Below are 21,895 nucleotides of genomic sequence, written 5' to 3' on the forward strand. Positions count from 1 at the left end.
TTAACTCCTGCAGGGAATCGACACATAGAGTTCCGGCACCGGCGGCTCGCCGAGGACCAACGCGAGGAAATCGCCGGCCGCCGTCGGGTGTTCGATGAAACGCTGCACGTACGGCGGCCGCGCGAACGCGACATCCAGTAGCGCACCGGACGCGCTGCGGATCAACGAGTGGGAGACGAAGCGTTGTTGCGCCCCGTCGCCCCCGTCCGCGAGCCAGCCGCGTACCGGGGTATCGCCAGGGTGCAATTGCAGCCATCGCGCAACCTGCTCGTGGCAGTGATGAGGATTGGGCGGCCAGTGCGCCAGCGCGCCGGCGCCCGCGTAACGATCGATCGACAGGGCATTCGCATAGTCGCGCGCGATCGTGTCGGCGAGCGCCAGCTTCACGGCGGCCAGCGCGGCGTTACGGTCGAAGGCAGCGGTCATGATGCCCGGCGCTCCTGTGTGTTACCCCCGGACGGTGCGGCCGCGGCGTTGACCAGCCCCAGCAGCCGATGCTCGTCGCGCTGCAGCGCTTGCCGTCCCGCGTCATCGACGGTTTTCCGGGCCGCATTCACGAAGCCAAGCCAGTACGCGAACACGCTAACGGCAGACGCACGCAATGACGCGCGCTCTGCTTCGTCGCCGGCGGCCGCGGCGAGCATCATATAGTCGCGGATGTGCCTTTCGGCGGATCCGGTCAGTTCAGGGTACGAGACGGTGTAGTCGTGCACGGTGGAATTTCAGGTGTTGAGGTTAGTGGAATCGGCGGTCGCCGAGACCCGGATCTTTGCGGCCGCGTCGAGCAGTTGCTGCGCAAGACGCTCCGCCTCATCGGCCGTCGCGAGAATGCGGAAGTGCTGTTCGCTGTCGAGCATGCCGACAACGTCGAGCTCGATCACCTGGTGGTCCTCCCACGCGAACACGCGCGTGCGGGCGTGGACCGACGCGTCGCCGCGGCCTTTGGTGTAGCGGGCAGTCGTTTTCATTTGATCGTCTCCGTCTCCGGCAAGCCACCCGTGCACAAACCCGCCAACATGTTGACTAAGCAAAATGCGGCAAGAAGGAACGGGAGTGCAGCGATCAGGTTGACTATTGTCACGGGTTGTGGGCGCGTCATGTCAAAACATAGAAGCAATGCCGTCAGGATGACGGGCAGCAACAGGAATCGCGTCCATATCCAGTTCCCGGTGTAGATCGACCGCACGACCGTAACCAGCGCCGTAATCGGCACTGTCCCCAAGGCAATCCAACTCGCAATCTCGAATATCGACATCGACCTTTCCTCCCCGTGGATCAAAATCCGTATTGATCGTCGCCCCTGCGCCGTAACACCTGATAGTCGTGCTCGGGCAGCACGATCAACCCGGCTTCGGCCGTCTCGAGCACGCGCGTCATCTGCCCTTCCTTGATCACTTCGCCGTGGTCTGGCCGGCCTTCGCGTAGAACGCGTCGACGATCGCGAGCAGCTCTCGCAGACGTGCAGCGACGCGCGGCGTCACGAACAGATCCACGTCGGGTGTGCGCGCGTAATACGCCTTGGTCGGTCCGACACCATCCGGGCCACCACCGATATCGAGCAGCCGCAGATCGACGGCTGGATCCGTTTTGTCTGCATAGAGCTCGGCGGCGCTGTAGATGTTGTAGATGGCGCCATCCTCGGCCCAGCCTTGTGTGTCGACGCACCACGCGTGCGCCAGCAATTGTTCAAGGTGGGCGGCCTCGTCTTTGCCGCGTGGCGCTTCGAAGAACACGGTGCGCTCGTCGAATGTGCCGCGCGATCGGCACAGTGCGTCCGGCAGCACGACGAACGCGCGGTACAGCGTACCGGTCGTGAGGCCCGTGGTCAGGATCGGTCGGTCGACTGCTTGCAGACTCATCGTTGCACCTCGAAAGAGTGGAAATGGCGTGCGCGTCGGCCGGCCGTCACGCGTGAAGGTTGCGGCCGGCGTCGGCCAGGATCGCTTGTACGGCGGGCTGACGCAGTGCGGCACCGAGCTCCGCGTAATGCGGGTGATCGCCCGCCTCGCTAAAAGCCCAGGTCGTGTATTGCGGCGGCAGCAGCACGGACCACCGGATCGCGTCGTCGACACTTTTCTCGCCGAGCACGATATTGGCCGCGATCGACTGGATGGCGGCGATTTCATGGGGCTGGAGGGCAGTGTGCGCGTAGGGCTCGCGCGCGCGGCCGAGCAGCGGCTCGACGACCTGGCCGACGGCCGTGGTCAGCTCGGTGACCCGTTCGACGCGTGGCAGCGCGGCAAGGATCGGCTCGCGCATGCCCGGCTCGAGCGTCAAGGCGAAGCCCACCCGAAACTCCCGCAGATCCGCGTGCTTCGGGGGCAGCACCTGCAGCACGTCCAGAATCCCGGCCGTCTGCGTCACGTAGACATTCTGCGGACCCGCCGCGATCGCGTTGTCGCCACTTACCCGGGCCCACTCGTCGCCCCATGACGACGAGCGCGCATCGACGGTGATGAGTAGCGTGGCATCGGGTTCCCGGAGTTCGAGATGGGTGGAACACGGTTGGATCGTGACGCAGTAGCGCTCGCCCCGAATGGCGAGACCCGAGTTGTAGCGGTTGACTTCCGGCATGGTGGCTCCGTTCAAGGTTGAGAGGTAGGCGCGCGATCGCCGTCGATCAGCGCCTCGAGCCGGGCGCGATCGGCCTGGTAGTCAGCGCGGTTGAACGCGAGCAATTCCGTGACGAGGTCGTCCCACATCGCAAGGGCGCCGCGCGCTTCGTCATGACTTTTGGATGTCAGTTGCCGTATCGTCCGCTCGGCGCGAGCGGTCAGGGCGGTATAGCTCAGGGTCTTGCTCATCGCGCTCTATCCCTTGTCGGTCGGCAGACACTGATACGACCAATTTCGCGCCCGATACGACTGCACCGTGATACCGGGCGAAACCTTGGTGTTGGCCTTTTCCACTTCCGCCTCGTGGCGATCCAGGCGCGCCACGGCCTCGGTGCCCGTGCGCTGACACAGCGCTTCGGACTTATACCCGCCGTCGCCGATCGCCATCGATCCGCTCACCATCAAAACCATCAACCAGCTCGTTGCCATTACTGCTCTCCTGATGTCGGGATTCGCACGGTCAACCCTGGCAAGTCCGCGAAATCGGCCACGTTCAGCGTCATCAGCGCGTAGCCGTGCTCAATCGCCTGTGCGGCGATCCACAGGTCGTTGTAGCGCGGGCGCGGCGAGCGGCCTGCCTGTTTGACTGCGGCGGCCAGTACACCGAACGCGGCCGCGGTGTGACGCGTGACGTCGAGCACCGGGCGCCGCTCGAGCTGACGCAGATGGGCGGCCCGGCGCGCGCGCTCAGCCGCATCCGCGCACGCCTGTACGCCGAATGCCAGTTCGCCCAGCGAGATCGTCGAGATGAACACCGGCGCGTCGCCGGCGGCGTCGATCACGGCACGCGAATCGACGGTGCCGCCGGCGAGGCCGACCCACACGCAACTGTCGATGATCACGCCCACGGATCACGCACCCCGTCTTCGAAGCCGGCGCGACTGTCGCGCAGCCAGCGGGCAGCATCTTCGGCGCCGAGACTCGTCGGCAGCCCCTCGAGCGCCTGCGCGGCATTCATGACGGGGTCGGCGGGCACCAGGCGTGCGATCACGGTCTGGTTGCGTTCGACCACGACGGTCTCGCGGCGCTGCGCGACCTGGTCGAGGATCTGGCGGGTGTGGCGGGCCAGATCGGTGGCGGTAATGGTGGGCATGATGACCTCCGGGAGCAATGAATACATATTATACGTATTTTCCGCATCTAAAAACAAGTGGATTCCGGCCCGACGGGGTTTTCGAGCATTAAACGCAATGCCGCTAAGGGGAGTTATCGGCATTGACGGCACGCCATAAAAACCCGGCCGCAGCCGGGTTCGGCGTCGTTCAGGACCGCAGGATCAGGTACGCGGCCATGAACGGCAGGTTCGCCGCGGCGATCGCCGCCAGCGGGTGAACCAGCCCGTAGCTGGCCGGCCACAGCGCCGACAGCCCGCGGTCAACGGCCGCCAGCGCGATCAGCGCCCCTCCGGCCGCTACGCCCCTGCCCCACCCGCTTTCCTCGAACTGCCATGCTGTCACGTTCATTGCCGAGATCCTCTGCATTCACCCGGTGGATTCCATCGTGCCGGCCACTCACGCAGCGGGCTCACCGTCCGGCAGTTCGGGATCCGGCAGGAACGACACCTGGCCGGGCGGGATGACAAAGCTCGGCAACCAGTCGTCCAGGGCCGTACACACGCGCTCGTAGGCCGCGTCGAGCCCGGAACCCTCCGGTGCGTTCGGCGCGTCCGGAAACAGGCGCCGGCCGGTCTCGATCATGTCGTCGCAGGGGAAGCCGTACCGCCCCTTCTGCAGCATGGTCCACAGCGCGTCGTAGCGCTCGGCCTCGAGGGACATCAGGCCGACCGACATCGCATCCGCGATCCGGAATTTCATGTAGCCGATGCACCACTCGAGGAACATCTGCTGGACAGCCGTCATCGGCGTTGTCACTTCGCCATCTCCTTCGCCACGCCCACGTATCGCAGAACGGCGATCGGCATACCTGGTTCGCCCGGCGGTCGGCCGGCGCTCAGTGCTCGCCCCGGGACGCGTAGACCGTGCACACAATGCACGCGGCGAACGTTACTCCCGCCGGTACGCTCCAGCCGAGCGCGAGGCACCCGACAGTCAATGAAAAGGCAAAAACCGCCGCACCGCCGAATCCGTTCATCCCCGCTCCTATTCTGTTCTCAGGCGCGCTGTCGTGCGTCGGTGGCGCCCATCGTACCGCCGGCGGCCGCCACGCCGCGTTACGTCGCCGGCCGCAGCCAGTTTTCGACCGGCAGCCCCGCGATACGGGTGAATTCAGCCGTGTTGTCCGTGACCAGCACGGCGTCGACGGCCAGCGCATGCGCGGCGATCAGCATGTCGTTGGCGTCGATCAACTGGCCTTGCTTCTCGAGCTCGGCCCGCAACCGCCCGTAGCAGCGGTCCGCGTCCGGTTGCAGCGGCAACACGGTCAGGCTTGCGAGCAGCTGCTCGACGCGCTGCGCGAGCGTTGACGAGCCACGCTTCCAGACGCCGAACCGCAATTCCGCGGCCACGATGATCGAGGTGCACACTTGTTCGGGCGGCGTTTCTCCAATCCGGGTGGCGCATGCGCCGCGCGGGTCGCGGATCACGTTCGACAAAATGTTGGTATCGAGCAGGTACAGCGTCATTCGATATCGACCGGTTCAGGCGGAAGGTCCTCGATGTCCGGGAAGATCTCGTCCAGCGGGGTCCATTGGGCGAACAGCTCGCGCAAGGGCGCGGCCTCTACGGGCTCAATGATCAAGCGGCGACCTTCCCGGTGGATGGTGACCTCCGACACCGGCAGTTCGAATTCGCGCGGGATCCGCACGGCCTGGCTCCGCCCGTTGCGGAACAGGCGCGCGTGGCGGGTGTCATGGTTTGGCATCGGGGTAGCTCCAATTCAAACAGAATGGCATATGCCACAGCATATACAAACCGACGCGAGTTCGCAACGCGCTCAGCGCACCGATTGATCGGTCTTACTGCTTGGAGGGCAATCTCTTGCTGCTGTGGGGGCGTTTCGGCGCGCGCGGGTCTTCGCGAGTCACGCTCCGTGCAGGCTTGTCGGCGCGCCGCCCACGAAACGACGGATGACGCAACTGTCCGGTCGGCGTCCACTCGAGAAACGCTACTTCGGCAACGAGTTCCGGCTTCAGCCAGTGGAACTCGCGATCGGCTTCGGGTTCCGGCGCGCGGACGAACGGCGAGCGCTTGCGGCCTAAGGATGCAAGGCGGTCTTCGAATTCCCGTGCCTGGCGGGGCGCGAAGCGCGGCGCGACGTGCCCGACGTACCGCAGTTGTCCGCCCTCCTCGTACACGCCGAGCAGAACCGCTCGCACGCCCCCGGCGGCGCCCTTACGGCGCGAAAATCCCCCAATGACGAACTCCTGGCGTTTACTGCATTTGAGTTTGATCCAGCGGTCCGTTCTTCCCGAGCGATACGGCGCGTCCACCCGCTTGCCCATGATTCCCTCTAGACCAAGGGCACACGCCGAGGCCAGCATGGCGTCGGGGTCGGCATCGACCGCCTCAGAGAAGCGCACCTCGTTGCCGAGAATATCGGCAACGAGCTTCGTTAGCGTGGCTCGGCGTTCACGCCACCTCCACGGCCGGAGATCATTGTTGTTAAGCCACATCAGGTCGAAGACGACAAGCGAAATCCCTGCAGTTCGACGTCTATCAAACGCATTCTGCAGGCCGTTGAAGTTTGGCCGCCCTTCTGTATCGAACCAGACGGCCTCCGCGTCAAGCCACGCACGGTCGACCGGCAATCGTTCAAGGACGGACCTCAGGTGCGGTAGTCGGGCGGTCCAGTCGTGGCCGTTCCTAGTGAAGATTCGAACGTCACCAGCGTCGATACGCGCGAGCATCCGGTAGCCGTCGAATTTGATCTCATATCCCCACTCTCCCGACGTTGGAGGTTCTGCAGCAAGCACGGCCAGCGACGGCTCGATGAATTCCGGCATGCGTTCATTTTTGGCTACTGGCGTCCGGGCACGGATGCCGAGCTCACTTGTCCACCGCCCCATATGCCCTCCTCGCTTTGCAGGTATGCGGGCAATCTATATGCCTGTTGCATGGGGCGCCTGACTAGGCCAGGCCGATCTTGGCTCGAGCCAAGATCGAGCCGTCCAGAGGGTGAATGAACTGTTCTGGATCGGCGGGAATCGTAGCCACCCCAATCTCAGTGAGTTGCTTCCGCGAATCTTGGCTCGAGCCAAAACTATTTAAAAGTGTGGTTCATGGCGAATCATCCAACATGGGATCTCCGATCTTGGCTCGGGCCAAGTCGGTAGCATTTTCGCTCCGAATCGTTGTTACTTGACCACATTTTGTAAAGATCACAAAAAAATATAGTTATTTGATTGACTTATTTTGACTGAGGAATAAAACTCCGAGCGTTGAAACAAACACTTTCCAGTGGAGGTGAAATGGTCATCACGATTGGGGCGGAAAAAGGAGGTGTTGCTAAAACGCGGTTAGCAACGCACATAGCAGCCCTGGCTGCCGCGGAAGACGTGGATGTCGTTCTTCTGGATACTGATAAACAGGGCTCTGCGATGAGTTGGTCGCGAATCCGAAATGAGGAGGGCGTTACACCAGCCATTCCAGTGCTCGCTCTCCCGGCTAATCCGGCCCGGGAACTCGCAAACCTCGCCAACAAGTACACCCTCGTCGTGGTGGACATCGGCGCGCAGAACTATCGGACGATGCTTGAATGTGCACTGTTATCCGATCTCGTGCTGGTCCCTTGTGGGCCAGATCAACAAGAAGTGGAGTCGACCTTGAATGTCTTCGCGACCCTTAAAGAAATGGGGCCGCGGCATGAAAGCGGTGAGATCCCCGCGTACGTTGTGCTCACTCGGGTGTCGCCGGTTGAAGGATCGAAGGCGACTGCGGAATTGCGGGCATATTTGAAAAGCGAAGACATTCGACTTTTCGAATCACAGATTCCGCAGAGAGAAGCTTGGCGTGCGACGGGCAAGACTGGCCGGGCCGTTCATGAGCTGAAGGGCCGTGATCGATCGAAGAAGGCGATCGACGAGATGGAGGCGGTCTATCGGGAAATCATCGAACGGATCAACGGTACGGAGGTCAAGTAATGGCTACTTTTAAGAAAAAATCAGTAGCGGTCGAGCGAGTCGCGGCGGTGGAGGATGCCGCTTCGTTGGCTCCCATTGTGGGCGATCCCCGCATGGCGCCGCCGGTGGCAACTATCTCGCAGCTTCGGGGAGGCGAAGTTGGCTCGAGCCAAGAGCCTACCAGATATGAGATCGGGCAAACGTATGAAGTTCCGATTGGCAAAATTAAATCAAATTCTGTCAATCCGAGAGCCATCTATACAGCTTCTGCTGTATCAGAGATGGCGGAGTCGCTAGCGGCGCGGGGGCAAGGCCAGTCGGCGAGTGCGTATGTCGATGAAGTGGGGGACATCGTGCTCATTGACGGAGAGAGGCGCCTTCGCGGGGCTCGAACGGCCGGGCTCCCGACGTTGCGGGTGGAGATTCGTCCGAAACCAGCGAGTGAGCGGGAACTGTATGAAGAAGCACGCGCTGCCAACGTGGAGCGTAAGGATCAAAGCCCGCTCGATGACGCGCTCAAATGGAAAGAGCTGCTTTCGCGGAAGATTTATCCGACACAAGTGGCTCTGGCCAAAGCGCTCAATCTCGGGGAAGACCATGTGAGTCGGACTCTGTCGCTCGCTCAATTGCCGAGCAAGATCGTTCAAGCCGCCGCCGAGTATCCGGAACTTCTCTCTCTCAAAATGCTGAACGCAATTCGAGAGTTCTGGGAAGTGAAAGGGGAAGAAGAGACCCTCGAATTGATCTTCGATGCTGCTAAGACCGGGATCGGGTACCGCGATGTCGCCGCTCGCAGAAAGGCTGCGGCAAAAGGGACGGTTAAGCGGCCGCGGTCTACGCGCGAGCAACTGTCCTTCCGTGGAGCGAAGGGGGAGTTCAAGTCGTTCGAGGAAGATGGCCGGATCGAGTTGAAGCTGAAGGGTTTGGCGCCGGACGTCGCGGCAGAGATCACCGAAAAGATCTTGGCTCTCTTTCCGAAGGAATAGCGCGACTGTTAGACCGTGAAGGGAGTTGGGGTCGATATCGGGGTGTCCCCTGGATGACGCTGGAGAACATTGCTCACGTGACCGAGCAAAAACGACTATCGGTTATGCAGCGATGGAAGCCAGCGTCGCCTAGTCGTTTGGACTCGTCTCTGGAGCGATGGAGGGTGACGTTCTTCCAGCGATGCTCTATATGCGGCGGGCATCTGCGTGAGAGTGTGTACTCACCTTGTAGCGCTGCCGCTTGACGGTATTGTCTCGTTCTTCCAGCGATGCTGATAGGGCGGGGGTCGTCTCTCCAGCGATGGTCGAGAGGACTACTTTCTCCAGCATTGTCGTTCTTCCAGCGATGGTTTGCCGCTCCGACGCGACTCTGTTGGCGCGGAGGTATCGTGCTTACAACGATGGATCGGTCGATTAGAAAAAGATTAAAAGAAGATTAGGCTCTGTGGACAACAGAGGTAGGCGATTGATTACAAAGGTGTTTTTTGTAAGGCTCGCTCGCTGGAAGAACGATAGTGCCATCGCTGGCGATACGAGTGGTGCCTCGCTGGAGGCACGATTGACCTCGTTGCAGGCACGATAGGGGCTTCACGCTGGAGGAACGAGGAACATCGCTGCAGTGACGAATGCACCGTGATACCTCGCTGGAGGCACGATAGTCCCGTAGTTTTTTTGTTGAACCATCGCTGGAGAGACGAGACAAGGGTCTTGATGGCGAAATTCACGTACTTATACTTCTCGCATGGCAAATTCCATCGTCGACCAGGTGAAAGCGATCGCAGCCCGCGCTAGCAGCGCGGGTGTGGAAACGCAATCCCATCCGACACAGATTCCACTGTGGCCGGCGAACGTTCGTGGGATGCCAAACGCGCTCGCGCGCTCGGCACTGTTCAACGTGAACAAATCGAATGCGCCGCGTAGCCGAATGGAGAAGGCGCTGATCGCTAGCGTTGATGGCGTCGAAATTTCGTTTAGCGGGGAAGAGCTTAGACAGGACGACGCGGACGTCTTTCTTGAAGTGCTTCACCTGGCCCGTGATACTCAGCTGAACGAGAAGGTGGAATTCACAGGCTACAGCGTGTTGAAGTCGCTTGGCTGGGGCACGTCGGTAAAGTGTTACGACAGGCTCGTGACAACGCTGGAGCGGTTGCAAGCGGGGCAAGTTAAGGTTCGCTTCACGGGCAACAAAAAGGGGTTTGTCGGGTCGTTGATCCGTAAATTCCTGTGGAAGGAAGGCACCGAGACGGGAACTGACGGCAAGACGCGGTGGGTGGCGTACGTCGAACCGGAAATCGTCGCGCTTTTCTCTGACGACGACTACACGCGGCTGGCGCGTGAGCAGCGTCAGCGGCTGCGATATGAGTTGTCAAAATGGTTGCATACGTACTACCACACCCATGCAGTGCCTTTCGCGCATTCCGTACGTTTCCTTCATCGTCAATGCGGTTCGCAGACGAAAGAGTTGTTCCACTTTCGCGCGAACTTGAAGAAGGCGCTCGACGAACTCGTGAAAGAGGGCTTCTTGGTCAGCTGGACGATTGACAAGAACGACCTGGTGCATGTCGTGCGTGCGTCGTCGCGTGGCGCGATTGCGGCCTGAAAATGAGGCGGTGTTCGCCGGCCAACGACGCGCCTTGTAGTTTGGTGATGATCGACTAGCAAAACTCCCGCGACGTCGTCGGCAGGGCACCGAGCAATTCGGTCCTGTCGACGAGCTTGCTAGCGATCGGGTGACACACTTTCCCTTCGGCGTGCCAAACGCCGTACACGGCCAGCAACGCGGCGCCGAGCGCCTCCTTCCGAAACTTCTCCAGCAGTCCGGAAGAGGGTCACGTTGACCTGGCCCGCCTCGTCCTCGAGCGTCATGAAGAGCACGCCGTTCGCCGTGCCCGGCCGCTGCCGTACCGTTACCAGTCCGTACGCACGCGCTGCCCGCTGCCCAGCGTTGCCAGCTGCTCGCTCGACTGCAGGGGTGTACCGAAATATGGTCAGGTTGGCGCGAAGCGTTCCAGCAACCATCTGCCAGCAGGGCCGGGCAAGCGATCAGTGAGATAGGTTGCCTGGAAAGGCATTAAACCTGCCGAAGGCCCTTCCAATACGATACGCACCAAGCGTCCTTCCTTCAGGTCTTCTTTGATAAGCCAGAGCGGCATGTGCCCCCATCCGAGTCCCGCGCGCAAGAAAGCGTGCTTCGCGCCGAGATCGGCGAGCCGCCAAATATTCTTTCCCTGCACTCCGAAGTCGACGCCGTGAGTCAGGGTAGAGCGGTCGGTGAGGACGAGTTGTGTTTCATTCAACAACTCCCGGAACACGATAGCGCCCCGTTTACCGGCTAGGGGCGATCCTGGGGCCACTACCGTGACCATTTCCTCGCTGAACAGCCGCTCGGCAGCAAGTCCAGGGGGAAGGAACGGCAGCGTCCCGGTTATACCGAGACTGCACTGACCATTGAGCACAAGTTCCGCCACCCGACCCAACGCCTCGACATGGAGCCTGAGCGGCGTGGACGGGAAGCGTTGCTTAAAGCTGCTCAAAGCATCGGTCAGGCATTGCTGCGGAAACATGACATCGACGACGATGGAGAGTTCGGGCTCTAGGCCGGCGGAGAAGCTTCGGGCCTTGGCCTTCAGGGCGTCGGCATCCAGCACGACGCGGCGCGCATCCACCAGCAGGTTCTCTCCGTGTGCCGTCAAGCGGGGGTAGCGGCCGACGCGTTCGAACAAGGTGACGCCGAGCTGCGCTTCCAAATTGGCAATGGTCTGGCTCACTACCGATTGCGCGCGGCTGATCGCTCGGCCCGCCGCCGAAAAACTGCCCTCGTCTGCTGCAGCGACGAAGGTACGCAAGTGATCGAGGGAAACACCGTCCAGCAATGTATCTTTTCCGTAGATGGTTTGTATCGAATAATATAGGCTTCTCAGGTGGATGGATAGACCCTACGCTGCATGGCAAAGGAGTCTTCCATGTCACAGAATATTTTTGTCATTGGCGCCTCAGGATTTGTGGGAAGCACCCTTGCAAGACATTTCGTTGCGCAAGGGCAAGAGGTGTCAGGGCTCGCGCGTTCCAGCCACGCAGAATCTGCTCTGCGGGCCGTCGGCGTCCAGCCCGTGCACGGAGATCTCGACACCGATCTCGCACCGGTACTGGCTGCAGCTTGCTCGGCTAACGTCATTGTCTATGCCGCCCAGGTCGCTTTTGAGCGCGAGCCGGCTGTTATCCGGAGGCTATGCGACGCGCTTGCCGGCAGCGCGAAGACTTTGATCTTTCTTTCAGGAAGCGGTGTCTTCATGCAGCGAACGGGCGGTGCGTGGAGCCCGGACAGCTTCGCGGAGGATGATTCCTTCGTGCCGGAGCCTTTGGCACTTCTCAGGGTCGAGGCGGAAGAAATCGTCCGCGCTGCCGCTCGGCGTGAGTTGCGCAGCATGGTGATCCGGCCACCGCTAATCTGGGGCCCGGGGGACAACGGCCCGGTAGCCCAAGTGTATCGCTCGGTCGCGCTCACAGGGGCGGCCTGCTACATCGGGTCCGGGCTTGCCGCCTATTCCAACGTGCACGGCGACGACCTGGCACGCCTGTTCTCACTGGCCATCGAACGCGGGCAACCCGGCGCGCTGTACCACGCTGCTGCCGGCGAAATTGCTTACGGATGGATTGCCGAAGCCGTGGCGCGTGACCTGGGCGTCAAGACGCGCAGCCTGTCGATGGACGAGGCCGTCAAAGTATTCGGCCCCTTCGGCGCACTGATTCACTCGGCGTGTAGCCGCTCACGCGATCCGCGAACTCGGGGTGAGCTGGGCTGGAAGCCTACCCGACTCGACCTTCTTTCCGAAATCGGTGAGCCGCGCCTGCGGGCGCTCGCGATTTCTTAACCCAACCAAGGAGCACATTCATGAAGACACATGACAACAAGATCGCCATCATCACTGGCGGCAAGCAGGGCATCGGTCGCGGCATCGCTAATCTTCTCGCACAACGCGGTGCTCAGGTGGTGATTGTTAATCGCGAGAAGGCCGACGAAGCCGCCATGGCGATCGGCCATGACGCCATTGCCATTGCAGCCGACGTGACGAGCGAAGACGGCTGGGCCGCAGTCGCCAGCCAAGTCGAACAGGCATTCGGGCGGGTCGACATCCTTGTCCATGCCGCAGGCATTTATCCCCTGGCGACACTCGACCAGATGACGCCTGCCGAATGGCGCCGCGTGATGGCGGTGAACCTCGATGCGCATGTGCTCGGCGCCCGTGCCATCGTGCCGCTAATGCGCAAGGCGGGCCGCGGTGCGATCGTCACGATCGGATCGGATGCTGTCGGCATGGTGACCCCGCCCGGTATGGGTTTCTCGCACTATTACGCATCCAAACTGGGCGCGATCGGCTTGGTACGTGCGCTCGCCAACGAACTGGCGGCCGACAACATTATCGTCAATGCGGTGCATCCCGGCATCACTGACACCGAAGGTGCCAGCGGCATGCCGAACGAGCAGAAGGCGCAAGTCTACATGCAGCAGGCCATCAAGCGACTCGGTACACCCGCTGACATCGCCGGCCCGGTGGCTTTCCTCACCAGTGACGATGCCCGCTTTGTCACGGGTCAGACGCTAGTGGTCGATGGTGGCTGGATGAGGCTATGACGGAAGAGGGGGAGCGGCCGGAAGAATACCGGATCGATTCTCGGTAGGGGCCACAGAGAGAGATCTCAACAAAATTCCCGCGATGTGGTCGGTAGGGCGCCGAGCAACTCAGTCCTGTCGACGAGCTTGCTCGCGATCAGGTGCCGCACTTTCCCCTCGGCCTGCCTAACACCGTAGACCGCGAGCAACGCGGCGCCGAGCGCCTCCTTCCGAAACTTCTCCAGCAGTCCAGGCCACAGGATCACGTTGACCTGGCCCGTCTCGTCTTCGAGCGTCAAGAACAGCACGCCGTTCGCCGTGCCCGGCCGCTGCCGTACCGTGACCACTCCGCACGCGCGCGCGAGCTGCCCGCTGCGCAGCGTTGCGAGCTGCTCGGCAGACTGCAGGTGATCCAGCGCGAGGCGATCGCGCAGCTGCGCCAGCGGGTGCCGGCCGAGCGTGAAGCCCATCGCGCGATAGTCCGTCACGATCTCGTGACCCTCCGATGCCCGAGGCAATGCCGGCACCGCGTCGTCACATTCGGTGCCGCGCAGCAGATCTCGATCAGGCACGGCGGGGGCAGCCAGCCAGAGCGCGTCGCGTCGGTTATCGCCGGCGAGCGAGCGAAGTGCGTTCGCACCCGCGAGCACCTGCAGGTCGTGCCGATCGAGCTGCGCACGGCGCGCGAGGTCCGCGACGTCGACGAACGGGCGCGCTGCGCGTGCGAGCTCGATGCGGCCGGCGACGTCCTCGCGCATGCCGCGCAACAGCGAGAAGCCGAGACGCACGGGCGCCGACGTTGTCGGCCCTTCGATCGCCGAATCCAATGTGCTCCCGTCGATGTCGACACGGGAGCACCGCAGCGCCGCGGTGTCTTGCGTCCTGCGGTAGCTGCGAGGATATGCGAGAACCAATCGAACGGCGTGGGCCCCAGAGTACCGAACCCGAGCACGCGGCGCACGGCTCTAGACTAGGTACTGGACGAAGCCTCCGTTTGTTTGGGCGTATACCCTAGGTATCGGGGAACGAAATGCTTTGATATGTTTATTTCAAAATGTTTCAGAAAAGAAATTCTGAGAGCCGAAGTGCAAAACAGGCGTAGGGAAAGTTCCACTTTCTTGCCTTAAGCGCGTTGCGACAAACGATTACAACGGATGCACCCGGGGGCAATATGCGTCGTCCGAAATTCGAGCTTGGCGTTCGCCATGGCGAACGAGTCATGCACCGTTTCATTCGAGGGACTATAGCCCTGGCGTTAGTGGTTGTCAGTGCTATCGCAACGTCCGGCTCCATCACCTATACGTACGACCCGCTGGGCCGGTTGACAAAGGCCGTTTTCAATAACGGCTCCACTACCACAACGGTTACCTACAACTACGACGCAGCGGGAAACCGAACGTCCGTCTCCACCACATCCCCATAGCGAGGTAAGCAGTCACAGCACATAGCACGCAACAACAGCTCATCTAATTTCGTAGTTCGAAGTATTTAGAATCCTATCGGGGGATGTAATGCCCACGTTTCCGCGCGTCGATTTCCGGCAGTCAGTGCGTGTCTTCCTTCTGAGTGCCCTGATGGCTCTCGGATCTCACACTCTTGCTAGCCCTATTCAATCCGCCTTGCCACCAACCGCCAAAAAGGTGCCAGCGGATTGGATGTTGGGTGCACAGCCGACTGCACCGAAGTCTTCGAAGCACTACGTTGGAAAGGAGCCACCTCCCTCTGGCGTCGGGCAGCCGGTGACCTTCGTGAGCGGGAAGCCTGCGATTGCGTATTCTCCGGAGGATATTTCGGCACTCGCTAATGCGCAGGGGCCGGGGAGAAATGCAGTCAATATGTTTCCGATCTCCGGTAAAGAGTGGGAGCAATCCCGCTCGCGAGTCGTCCTCCCGCCGAACGTCAATCAAGGCGCAGCGGTCAATACGAAAACCGTTGCACCGTCCACGCGCAGCGCACGTGCCAACGTCATGAGTGCGGGCGGCAACGGAAGTCCTCAAGGGCCGGCATCGATTGCCGAACTTGCTCGCGCACTCAACTATAACCCGGACGTCATCTATCAATACGTTCGCAACAACGTCGAGGTGTATCCGGTATACGGTACTCAGAAGGGCTCATTTGGCGCCGTGCTGGACAATCAGGGGACCGTCTATGATCAAGCGATGTTGATGGTCGATCTCCTCCGAGCATCCGGCTATACAGCGAGCTTCACGACAGGGGTGATCAAGTACACGGCAGCACAATTCAACACGCTTTACGGCGTCGATACATCAAATGTTTGTGGAATCCTGAAGCTGCTAGGCGACGGCGGATTTCCAATCTATGGGGCGACGGCAGTGAGTCCCGGGCAGTGTCCTGGTAACACATCTGCACTGGTTGACGTGTCAGTGGGGCACGTCTGGGTAAAGACGGTCATCAACGGTACGACCTACTATTTCGATCCGAGCTACAAAACTCATTCATTCAAGACCGGCATCAATCTCGCCAGTTCGAGCACGACAGGCTACGACGCACCGACGTTCCTGAATTCGGCGAAGAGCGGAGCGACGATCACCGCGGACTATGCACAGAACATCAATCGCACGAACATTCGAAACAACCTGACGACCTACGCCAATAACCTCGCGACGTATTTGCGATCGAACATGCCAGCGGCTACGGTCGACGATGTGGTTGGCGGCAAATCAATCGATCTGATCTACGGGGCGATTCCGCACTACACATCGCCACCGCTGCAAAACACGGTCTATGCGCTTCAGGATCAGACGGATGTTCCGATATCCATGAAGCCGACTTTGCGGATCCAATATCAGGGGATCGATCAGACCTACTCGTCGGATGCGATCTACGGTCATCGGCTAACCATCACGTACAACTCTACTAATCAGCCGATCCTCACCCTCGACGGTTCTGCAGTGGGAAGTCCTGGCACGGCCCCTCCTTCTGGTGCGTCCACGATCCTCACCCTTACAGCGACGCACAACGCATATGCTACGACAGCTGCAAACCTGACCATCAATCAAACGATTGTCGCGAAACCCGGAAACGTGTTCACGATTGCGAATGCGTGGGGACCGACCGGTCGTGGCCTGCCGAACTATTATCAAACCGCGCTCGGCAACCTTCGAGCGGCGGGCGCGGCCGACACATCGGAGGCGGTGGGGGGAACCACTTTGGCTGTTGTCGCCGCACATTGGCTTGGCCAAACATCTCGGATGCAGTCCCTAAGCGAGCGCTTGTCCAACACCACGTTCCTGGTTCATCACGATATCGGTGTTGCAGGTTATACCGGTGCGTCCTCCTACGTGGACCTGCCCGGCGGCACATTTTCAGTGGCGAGCGTCTCTGGTGACTCGAATAGCGAGACCATGGCCTTTTTCCTACAGGGGATGCACTCGAGCATTTTGGAATCGACTGTTGTGCAACAGATCAGTTCTGTTTCAGCGGCGTCTACGGTGAAGTTGATCGATACGGCTGCGGCGGCCGGGCAGCCGATCTACAACGCAACATCGGCAAACTATGCTACCGCCGTTCAACCGAATTTGGTGAATTGCAGCGCTTACTACGGCACCTTCAGTTCTTACCTGTCTAGCGGGTTCAGCCTGGTTTTGCCGCAACACTGTGATCTGACTGAGAACAGCTGGACGGGTGCTGGCTACTACGTGCAGAGCCCCGTATTTCTGGGTGCGTTGATCACGGGGAACCTCGCCGGAGGATACATGACCCTGGGTCAGTTTCTCTCCACCCTTTCCCCGTTGGCGCAGGTCGCGTCGCCGTTTCCGCCTTCGATGTACAACCTTCCGGTGACCGTCCTAAGCGATGGCAGCTTCCGATTTGCGCCGTCTCTCCAAGGTGGGACGTCTCTCCAAGGCGAGCCATTCAATTTCGTTGCCGACCCCATCGGCCTGGCGGCCGGGAATTTTACGTACAGCCGCGATGACCTATCGTCAGGTGTGGGCCTCTTTCCGCAGCGCCTCACCTTCAGCCGCATATATAGTTCGAGCGCCAAGAATCAGGACAGTGTGCTTGGGAAGGGCTGGGCTCACAACTTCAGCGTGACCGCAAAGGTAAATTCCGACGGTTATCAGGGAATGGGGGAAGATTCAGCGCTCGATGCGGTAGCCGCGTTGGTCGAGATGAAGGCGTCGTCGGATCTGCTTACTGATGCGTCACACCCGATTGAAAAATTGGTCATTGCGACTTTGGGGCAACGGTGGTTCGGCGATCAGCTGATCAACAATACCGTGATCGTCACACAAGGTCTGAATGGCGAGGTGTTCGTGAAGTTGCCGGACGGTAGTTTCAACCCACCCCCGGGGAATTCTTCGAAGCTGATACTGAACGGGGATGGCACTTACACGTACGACACCGTTCACCATAACTCGATGCACTTCAATTCGTCGGGGAACATCGATACCTACAAAGACGCCAACGGCACGCAGGTCAACTACAGCTACACCGGAAGCAACTTGACCAGCGTCAGCAACGGCTTCTGGCGCACACTAAATTTCAGCTATACGAACGGACGGATTAGCCAGGTCTCTGACGGCGCTCGAACGGTTCAATATGGCTACGACGCGAATGGCAATCTGACGACCTTCACCGACACGTTGTCGAAGAGCACGACATACGGCTATGGGTTGCCCGGTCAGATAACGCAAATCTTTTATCCGAGCTTCCCGTCCACCGCCGGCGTGACGAACGTCTATGACAGCCTTGGACGAGTCCAAACGCAGACGAACGCGCGAGGCAAGACATACAGCTACTATTTCGCTGGATCGCGAGCTCTTGAATCTGCGCCGGGTGGTATCACGAGGCTCAGCTATCTCGATGTGCTCGGGAATGTGTTGCAGCAAGCGGATCCGCTGTTCAACGTCACCCAATTCGCTTACGACGGACAGGGGCGGCTGATTACCAAGACTTTGCCTCAGGGGAATGGCTTCTCGTACACGTACGACGATGCATCCTGTGCGAGCTCGGAGAAACGCTGCACGCAGAACGTGAAGTCGATCACGCAGTTCGCACCATCCGGCTCAGGTCTCGCACCGCTCACTCGAAGCTTCACCTATGAGAGTGCCTACAACAAGGTTGCAACTGAAACCGATGCGCGAGGCAATGCCACGACGTACACCTATGCGCCCTGGGGCGACATCGCGACCGTTACCTCGCCGGTTGACGCGAGCGGGGTAGCGCCATGGACAGCCTATGATTACTATTCCTGGACACCGACGGGCTTCCCGACGATGTATCTCTTGTGGAAGACGACGGTCAAGACGAGCGCATCGAATTCCACTGCGACGACGCGGACCTATGATTGGGCGCACCACGAAGTGCCCGCGACCACGACAGTCGACGCCGGCACGGGAACACTGAATCTCACGACCACGTACACCTATGACGACATCGGCAACCTGACCGTGGTGGACGGGCCGCGTACTGACGTGACCGATACGGTGACGACTAGCTACGACAGCGAACGGCGCCCGACCGTGGTCACGGATGCGCTGGGGAAGCAAACTCAGACCACCTATGATGCGGACGGCCGGCCAATTGCTGTCGCCCGGCAGATCGGCGCTCAATGGTTGACAAACTGCTCGCGGTACAGTGCGACAGGAAAAGTTATCCGGGCATGGGGCCCTTCGCTGACTGCATCGGCGACGACTTGCCCAACAGAGGCAGCACCAGTGCCGATCACCGACACGGCATATGACGATCTCGATCGGCCATATCAGCAAACGCAGTATCTTGCCGCTGCAGACGGGGGGAACAGAGTGACGACGACGGTGTACAACGTCGACGATTCGATCAACACCATCCAGAAAGCGACAGGCACGGCGCAGCAACAGAACTATGTGCAATACACCTATACGCCGAACGGTAAACTCAATTCGAGCGCTGATGCGAAGAACAATCTGACCGTCTATGCATACAATGGTTTCGACCGTCTGACGAACCGATACTACCCGCTGGCCAACACACCAGGCTCGGCGAACAGCAATGATTACGACGGCTATACCTACGATCCGAACGGGAACGTGGTTACCATCCGCAGACGTAGCGGGGGCACGATCACCCAGACCTGGGATAACCTGAACCGCCTGACCGCACGTACCTATCCGAGCAGCGCTAACAATGTTCAGTTCGGTTATGACCTGCGCGGACTACGCACCGCGTCGCAGTACGCGAACGGCAGTTACGCGGTGTCCTATGCTTGGGACAACGCAGGTCGATTGCTCAACACGACGGCGGGGGGAAGAACGCTCAATTTCCAGTACGATGCCGCAGGAAATCGGACCCAGACGACGTGGCCGGATGGGTTCAATACGACTACCAGCTACGATGCGTTGAATCGGCCGAGTGTGATCAAGGAGAACGGAAGCACAGCACTCGCAACGTACACCTATGACGACCTGAGCCGGGCTACCACCCTCACGTTCGCGAATGGAACGTCGATTCAACGCGGGTACGACAATCAAGGTGGGCTAGCAACGCTGACGAATGCGTTGACTGCGCCGGGCGACCAGGTGCAGTTCGTATACGCACGTAATCAAATTCTGGATGTAACCAGCGTCACACCGAGCAACCTCGCGTACCAGTGGAGCGGTGGAACGACCGGTAGCCAGAGTTATACCGCGGATGGCCTGAATCGTTACACGACGGCTGCTGGCGGTTCTGTCGGGTACGACAACAACGGAAACGTGGCTAGCTACAGCGGTTGGTCGTATGGTTACGATCTCGACAATCGCCTCGTATCTGGTACTACTGGATTGTTCTCAACAGTGAGTCTTGCGTACGACGCAGAAGGTCGCCTGCGCCAGACTGTTGAACCGAACGGTCTTGGCAGTCTCACGACGAACATGCTGTACGACGACACGAAACTCGTCGCCGAATACGATTCGTCGGGCAATATCCTCCGGCGCTATGTTCATGGTTCCGGTGCAGACAATCCGCTCGTTTGGTACGAAGGATCAGGGACCACGAACAAGAATTGGTTCTACACGGATCAACTGGGGAGCGTCGTCGCGACGGCGAATACATCGGGGGCCAAAACGGCAATCTATACCTACGGTCCGTTTGGTGAGCCGAACGCAACGAGTGGCACGCGGTTCCGCTACACGGGGCAGCAACTGATCGGTTCGCTCGGACTGTACTATTATAAAGCGAGGTTCTATTCACCGGGGCTGGGACGATTCTTCCAGACCGACCCTGTTGGCAGTCGCGATGATCAAAACCTGTATGCATATGTCGGAAACAACCCGGTCAATCGGTCCGACCCGGACGGATTGACTGGCACGATCGTAGGTACGGATTCGTTTCAACTTGCGGGTAGTTATATATGGGGGCACGGCGACAGACACGTAAGCGATCCGGATGCCGCGCGCGCAGAGATCGGCGCCCATCTTCCTCCAATAGGGGATGTGGGTGGCCCATTTTGGGGCGTCACACCGAACTATATTTATCGCGTCTTTCCGTTACCGTCTGGTGATGTAAATATTGGAACGTACTTTTATCGGCCATCTGGGATTCCGTATTAAACACTTAAATTTCTATGTGGGACGGGCATTGGGAGTTTGCGAATGAATATTTCTCAGTTTCGAGAGCTGAGTCAATTGGAAGTCGCCCTCTTGCGCAGGATGGCGACCTGTGGGGTGCCGAATGGCGATATCTTAATGGCACAGATATTAGCTGCACGCGCAAGTCCAATTGATGAAGAGGGATCGCTCCGCCTCGTGACAAGCAGTGATAAAAAATACGGTGACGCGACCGGACCTCTGATAACGGCTGTCCAAGAGGATGTCGACACAGTGCGAAATTATGGGCCATATATTAATTTCGTATTGATATTGAAAAATGGATTTATCGACGAGCTGGAGGTTTATAAGGATGACGGGGGAAAAATTGCCGCTGACTTCAATCCTGATGGCTTGTCGATCACATGGGGTGGCCCGAAAGATTCGCGAGTCTTTTAGGTTCGGTGTGCAATATCGCGGTGAAGCTTGCGCTAAGCTAGGGGGTGCCCTCACGATTTGGCACAGCGCATACAAGACGCCGCTTTAGTATCGTCATGGAGAACGCGTAAGCGTTAGCAAAACTCCCTTGACGTCGTTGGCAGTGCACCGAGCAACTCGCTCCTGTCGACGAGATTGCTGGCGATCAGATGCCGCACGTTCCCTTCGGCCTGCCACACGCCGTAGACCGCGAGCAACGCGGCGCCGAGCGCCTCCTTCCGAAATTTCTCCAGCAGACCGGGCCAGAGGATCACGTTGACCTGGCCGGTCTCGTCCTCGAGCGTCATGAACAGCACGCCGTTCGCCGTGCCCGGCCGCTGCCGCACCGTGACCAATCCGCACGCGCGCGCGAGCTGGCCGCTGCGCAACGTCGCCAGTTGCTCTGCCGACTGCAGGTGATCCAGCGCGAGGCGATCGCGCAGCAGCGCCAGCGGATGCCGGCCGAGCGTGAAGCCCATCGCTCGATAGTCCGTCACGATCTCGTGACCCTCCGATGCCCGAGGCAATGCCGGCGCCGCGTCGTCACATTCGGTGCCGCGCAGCAGATCTCGATCAGGCACGGCAGCGGCAGCCAGCCAGAGCGCGTCGCGTCGGTTATCGCCGGCGAGCGAGCGAAGTGCGTTCGCACCTGCGAGCACCTGCAGGTCGTGCCGATCAAG

General features: G+C 60.0%; 25 protein-coding genes and 1 pseudogene. 8 read left to right on the forward strand and 18 right to left on the reverse strand.

The genetic code is table 11. The annotated features are described in order from the left end of the window. The 15 genes from CFB47_RS38755 to ligD form a co-directional block, all read right to left on the reverse strand. A complete protein-coding gene (locus tag CFB47_RS38755; RefSeq protein ID WP_089464346.1) occupies nucleotides 1-426 on the reverse strand; it encodes a hypothetical protein in 426 nt (141 codons plus the stop codon). Further along, complete coding sequence (locus tag CFB47_RS38760; protein ID WP_089464347.1) at nucleotides 423-713, reverse strand: hypothetical protein; 291 nt, start codon at nucleotides 711-713, stop codon at nucleotides 423-425. Before CFB47_RS38760 ends, CFB47_RS38755 begins: the two co-directional genes overlap by 4 nt. A gap of 9 nt (nucleotides 714-722) precedes the next feature. After that, on the reverse strand, nucleotides 723-968 hold the full coding sequence (locus CFB47_RS38765) for a hypothetical protein (RefSeq protein ID WP_049035947.1): 246 nt from the start codon (nucleotides 966-968) through the stop codon (nucleotides 723-725). Then, on the reverse strand, nucleotides 965-1,255 hold the full coding sequence (locus CFB47_RS38770; RefSeq protein WP_049035950.1) for a hypothetical protein: 291 nt from the start codon (nucleotides 1,253-1,255) through the stop codon (nucleotides 965-967). Before CFB47_RS38770 ends, CFB47_RS38765 begins: the two co-directional genes overlap by 4 nt. A 136-nt stretch (nucleotides 1,256-1,391) precedes the next feature. After that, nucleotides 1,392-1,859 (reverse strand): hypothetical protein, encoded by a 468-nt coding sequence (locus CFB47_RS41480; RefSeq protein WP_163013129.1) that lies wholly within the window; start codon nucleotides 1,857-1,859, stop codon nucleotides 1,392-1,394. Between the two features lie 46 nt (nucleotides 1,860-1,905). Then, nucleotides 1,906-2,574, reverse strand: a complete 669-nt coding sequence (locus CFB47_RS38780; protein WP_049036308.1) for a hypothetical protein — start codon at nucleotides 2,572-2,574, stop codon at nucleotides 1,906-1,908. An 11-nt stretch (nucleotides 2,575-2,585) separates the two neighbouring features. Beyond that, entirely contained in the window at nucleotides 2,586-2,804 is a 219-nt protein-coding gene (locus CFB47_RS38785; protein ID WP_049036307.1) for a hypothetical protein, read from the reverse strand. Between the two features lie 6 nt (nucleotides 2,805-2,810). Continuing rightward, the gene (locus tag CFB47_RS38790) at nucleotides 2,811-3,044 is read right to left on the reverse strand and encodes a hypothetical protein (RefSeq protein WP_049036306.1); all 234 of its coding nucleotides are present in this window, start codon (nucleotides 3,042-3,044) and stop codon (nucleotides 2,811-2,813) included. After that, nucleotides 3,044-3,463, reverse strand: coding sequence for a type II toxin-antitoxin system VapC family toxin (locus CFB47_RS38795; RefSeq protein ID WP_049036305.1), 420 nt, complete (start codon nucleotides 3,461-3,463; stop codon nucleotides 3,044-3,046). Before CFB47_RS38795 ends, CFB47_RS38790 begins: the two co-directional genes overlap by 1 nt. After that, nucleotides 3,454-3,708 carry a type II toxin-antitoxin system Phd/YefM family antitoxin gene (locus tag CFB47_RS38800; protein ID WP_049036304.1) on the reverse strand — a complete coding sequence of 85 codons (255 nt, stop codon included), beginning with the start codon at nucleotides 3,706-3,708 and terminating at the stop codon, nucleotides 3,454-3,456. The genes CFB47_RS38795 and CFB47_RS38800 overlap by 10 nt, the downstream gene beginning before the upstream one ends. 169 nt (nucleotides 3,709-3,877) lie before the next feature. After that, entirely contained in the window at nucleotides 3,878-4,078 is a 201-nt protein-coding gene (locus CFB47_RS38805; protein ID WP_034176085.1) for a hypothetical protein, read from the reverse strand. A 48-nt stretch (nucleotides 4,079-4,126) separates the two neighbouring features. Further along, nucleotides 4,127-4,486 carry a hypothetical protein gene (locus CFB47_RS38810; protein WP_223274427.1) on the reverse strand — a complete coding sequence of 120 codons (360 nt, stop codon included), beginning with the start codon at nucleotides 4,484-4,486 and terminating at the stop codon, nucleotides 4,127-4,129. A 299-nt stretch (nucleotides 4,487-4,785) separates the two neighbouring features. Beyond that, nucleotides 4,786-5,196 (reverse strand): type II toxin-antitoxin system VapC family toxin, encoded by a 411-nt coding sequence (locus CFB47_RS38815; RefSeq protein WP_027813527.1) that lies wholly within the window; start codon nucleotides 5,194-5,196, stop codon nucleotides 4,786-4,788. After that, a complete protein-coding gene (locus tag CFB47_RS38820; RefSeq protein WP_027813526.1) occupies nucleotides 5,193-5,435 on the reverse strand; it encodes an antitoxin in 243 nt (80 codons plus the stop codon). The genes CFB47_RS38815 and CFB47_RS38820 overlap by 4 nt, the downstream gene beginning before the upstream one ends. A 94-nt stretch (nucleotides 5,436-5,529) precedes the next feature. Continuing rightward, complete coding sequence (ligD, locus tag CFB47_RS38825; RefSeq protein WP_223274426.1) at nucleotides 5,530-6,516, reverse strand: non-homologous end-joining DNA ligase; 987 nt, start codon at nucleotides 6,514-6,516, stop codon at nucleotides 5,530-5,532. 465 nt (nucleotides 6,517-6,981) lie between these two features. On the opposite strand from ligD, the gene CFB47_RS38830 reads away from it, so the two are divergent. From CFB47_RS38830 to trfA, 3 genes are all read left to right on the forward strand, one after another. Beyond that, nucleotides 6,982-7,653: an AAA family ATPase gene (locus CFB47_RS38830; RefSeq protein WP_027813524.1), complete on the forward strand. Its 672-nt coding sequence runs from the start codon at nucleotides 6,982-6,984 to the stop codon at nucleotides 7,651-7,653. Then, complete coding sequence (locus CFB47_RS38835; protein ID WP_027813523.1) at nucleotides 7,653-8,618, forward strand: ParB/RepB/Spo0J family partition protein; 966 nt, start codon at nucleotides 7,653-7,655, stop codon at nucleotides 8,616-8,618. The genes CFB47_RS38830 and CFB47_RS38835 overlap by 1 nt, the downstream gene beginning before the upstream one ends. A 742-nt stretch (nucleotides 8,619-9,360) precedes the next feature. Next, nucleotides 9,361-10,218: a plasmid replication initiator TrfA gene (trfA, locus tag CFB47_RS38840; protein WP_027813522.1), complete on the forward strand. Its 858-nt coding sequence runs from the start codon at nucleotides 9,361-9,363 to the stop codon at nucleotides 10,216-10,218. A gap of 388 nt (nucleotides 10,219-10,606) precedes the next feature. Here the strand turns inward: trfA and CFB47_RS38845 are convergent, their stop codons facing one another. Beyond that, complete coding sequence (locus CFB47_RS38845; protein ID WP_027813521.1) at nucleotides 10,607-11,491, reverse strand: LysR family transcriptional regulator; 885 nt, start codon at nucleotides 11,489-11,491, stop codon at nucleotides 10,607-10,609. A gap of 90 nt (nucleotides 11,492-11,581) precedes the next feature. Here CFB47_RS38845 and CFB47_RS38850 point away from each other — a divergent pair, with 90 nt between their 5' ends. Further along, the gene (locus CFB47_RS38850) at nucleotides 11,582-12,490 is read left to right on the forward strand and encodes an NAD-dependent epimerase/dehydratase family protein (RefSeq protein ID WP_027813520.1); all 909 of its coding nucleotides are present in this window, start codon (nucleotides 11,582-11,584) and stop codon (nucleotides 12,488-12,490) included. A 20-nt stretch (nucleotides 12,491-12,510) separates the two neighbouring features. Beyond that, on the forward strand, nucleotides 12,511-13,251 hold the full coding sequence (locus CFB47_RS38855; RefSeq protein ID WP_027813519.1) for an SDR family NAD(P)-dependent oxidoreductase: 741 nt from the start codon (nucleotides 12,511-12,513) through the stop codon (nucleotides 13,249-13,251). A 65-nt stretch (nucleotides 13,252-13,316) separates the two neighbouring features. Here the strand turns inward: CFB47_RS38855 and CFB47_RS38860 are convergent. Continuing rightward, nucleotides 13,317-14,133 (reverse strand): annotated as a pseudogene (locus tag CFB47_RS38860) (OB-fold nucleic acid binding domain-containing protein); the annotation flags it as partial. A gap of 316 nt (nucleotides 14,134-14,449) precedes the next feature. On the opposite strand from CFB47_RS38860, the gene CFB47_RS42175 reads away from it, so the two are divergent. From CFB47_RS42175 to CFB47_RS41000, 3 genes are all read left to right on the forward strand, one after another. Continuing rightward, nucleotides 14,450-14,653, forward strand: a complete 204-nt coding sequence (locus tag CFB47_RS42175; RefSeq protein ID WP_105749968.1) for an RHS repeat domain-containing protein — start codon at nucleotides 14,450-14,452, stop codon at nucleotides 14,651-14,653. Between the two features lie 325 nt (nucleotides 14,654-14,978). Continuing rightward, entirely contained in the window at nucleotides 14,979-20,762 is a 5,784-nt protein-coding gene (locus CFB47_RS38870) for an RHS repeat-associated core domain-containing protein (RefSeq protein ID WP_223274425.1), read from the forward strand. Nucleotides 20,763-20,804: 42 nt separating this feature from the next. Further along, nucleotides 20,805-21,197 (forward strand): hypothetical protein, encoded by a 393-nt coding sequence (locus tag CFB47_RS41000; protein WP_143277549.1) that lies wholly within the window; start codon nucleotides 20,805-20,807, stop codon nucleotides 21,195-21,197. Between the two features lie 113 nt (nucleotides 21,198-21,310). On the opposite strand, the gene CFB47_RS38875 is transcribed toward CFB47_RS41000, so the two are convergent. Further along, the coding region (locus tag CFB47_RS38875; RefSeq protein ID WP_034176081.1) for an OB-fold nucleic acid binding domain-containing protein at nucleotides 21,311-21,895 on the reverse strand (585 nt) is incomplete at its 5' end.

The organism is Burkholderia sp. AU27893, assembly GCF_002223205.1.
In the GTDB taxonomy this organism is placed as follows: Bacteria; Pseudomonadota; Gammaproteobacteria; order Burkholderiales; family Burkholderiaceae; genus Burkholderia.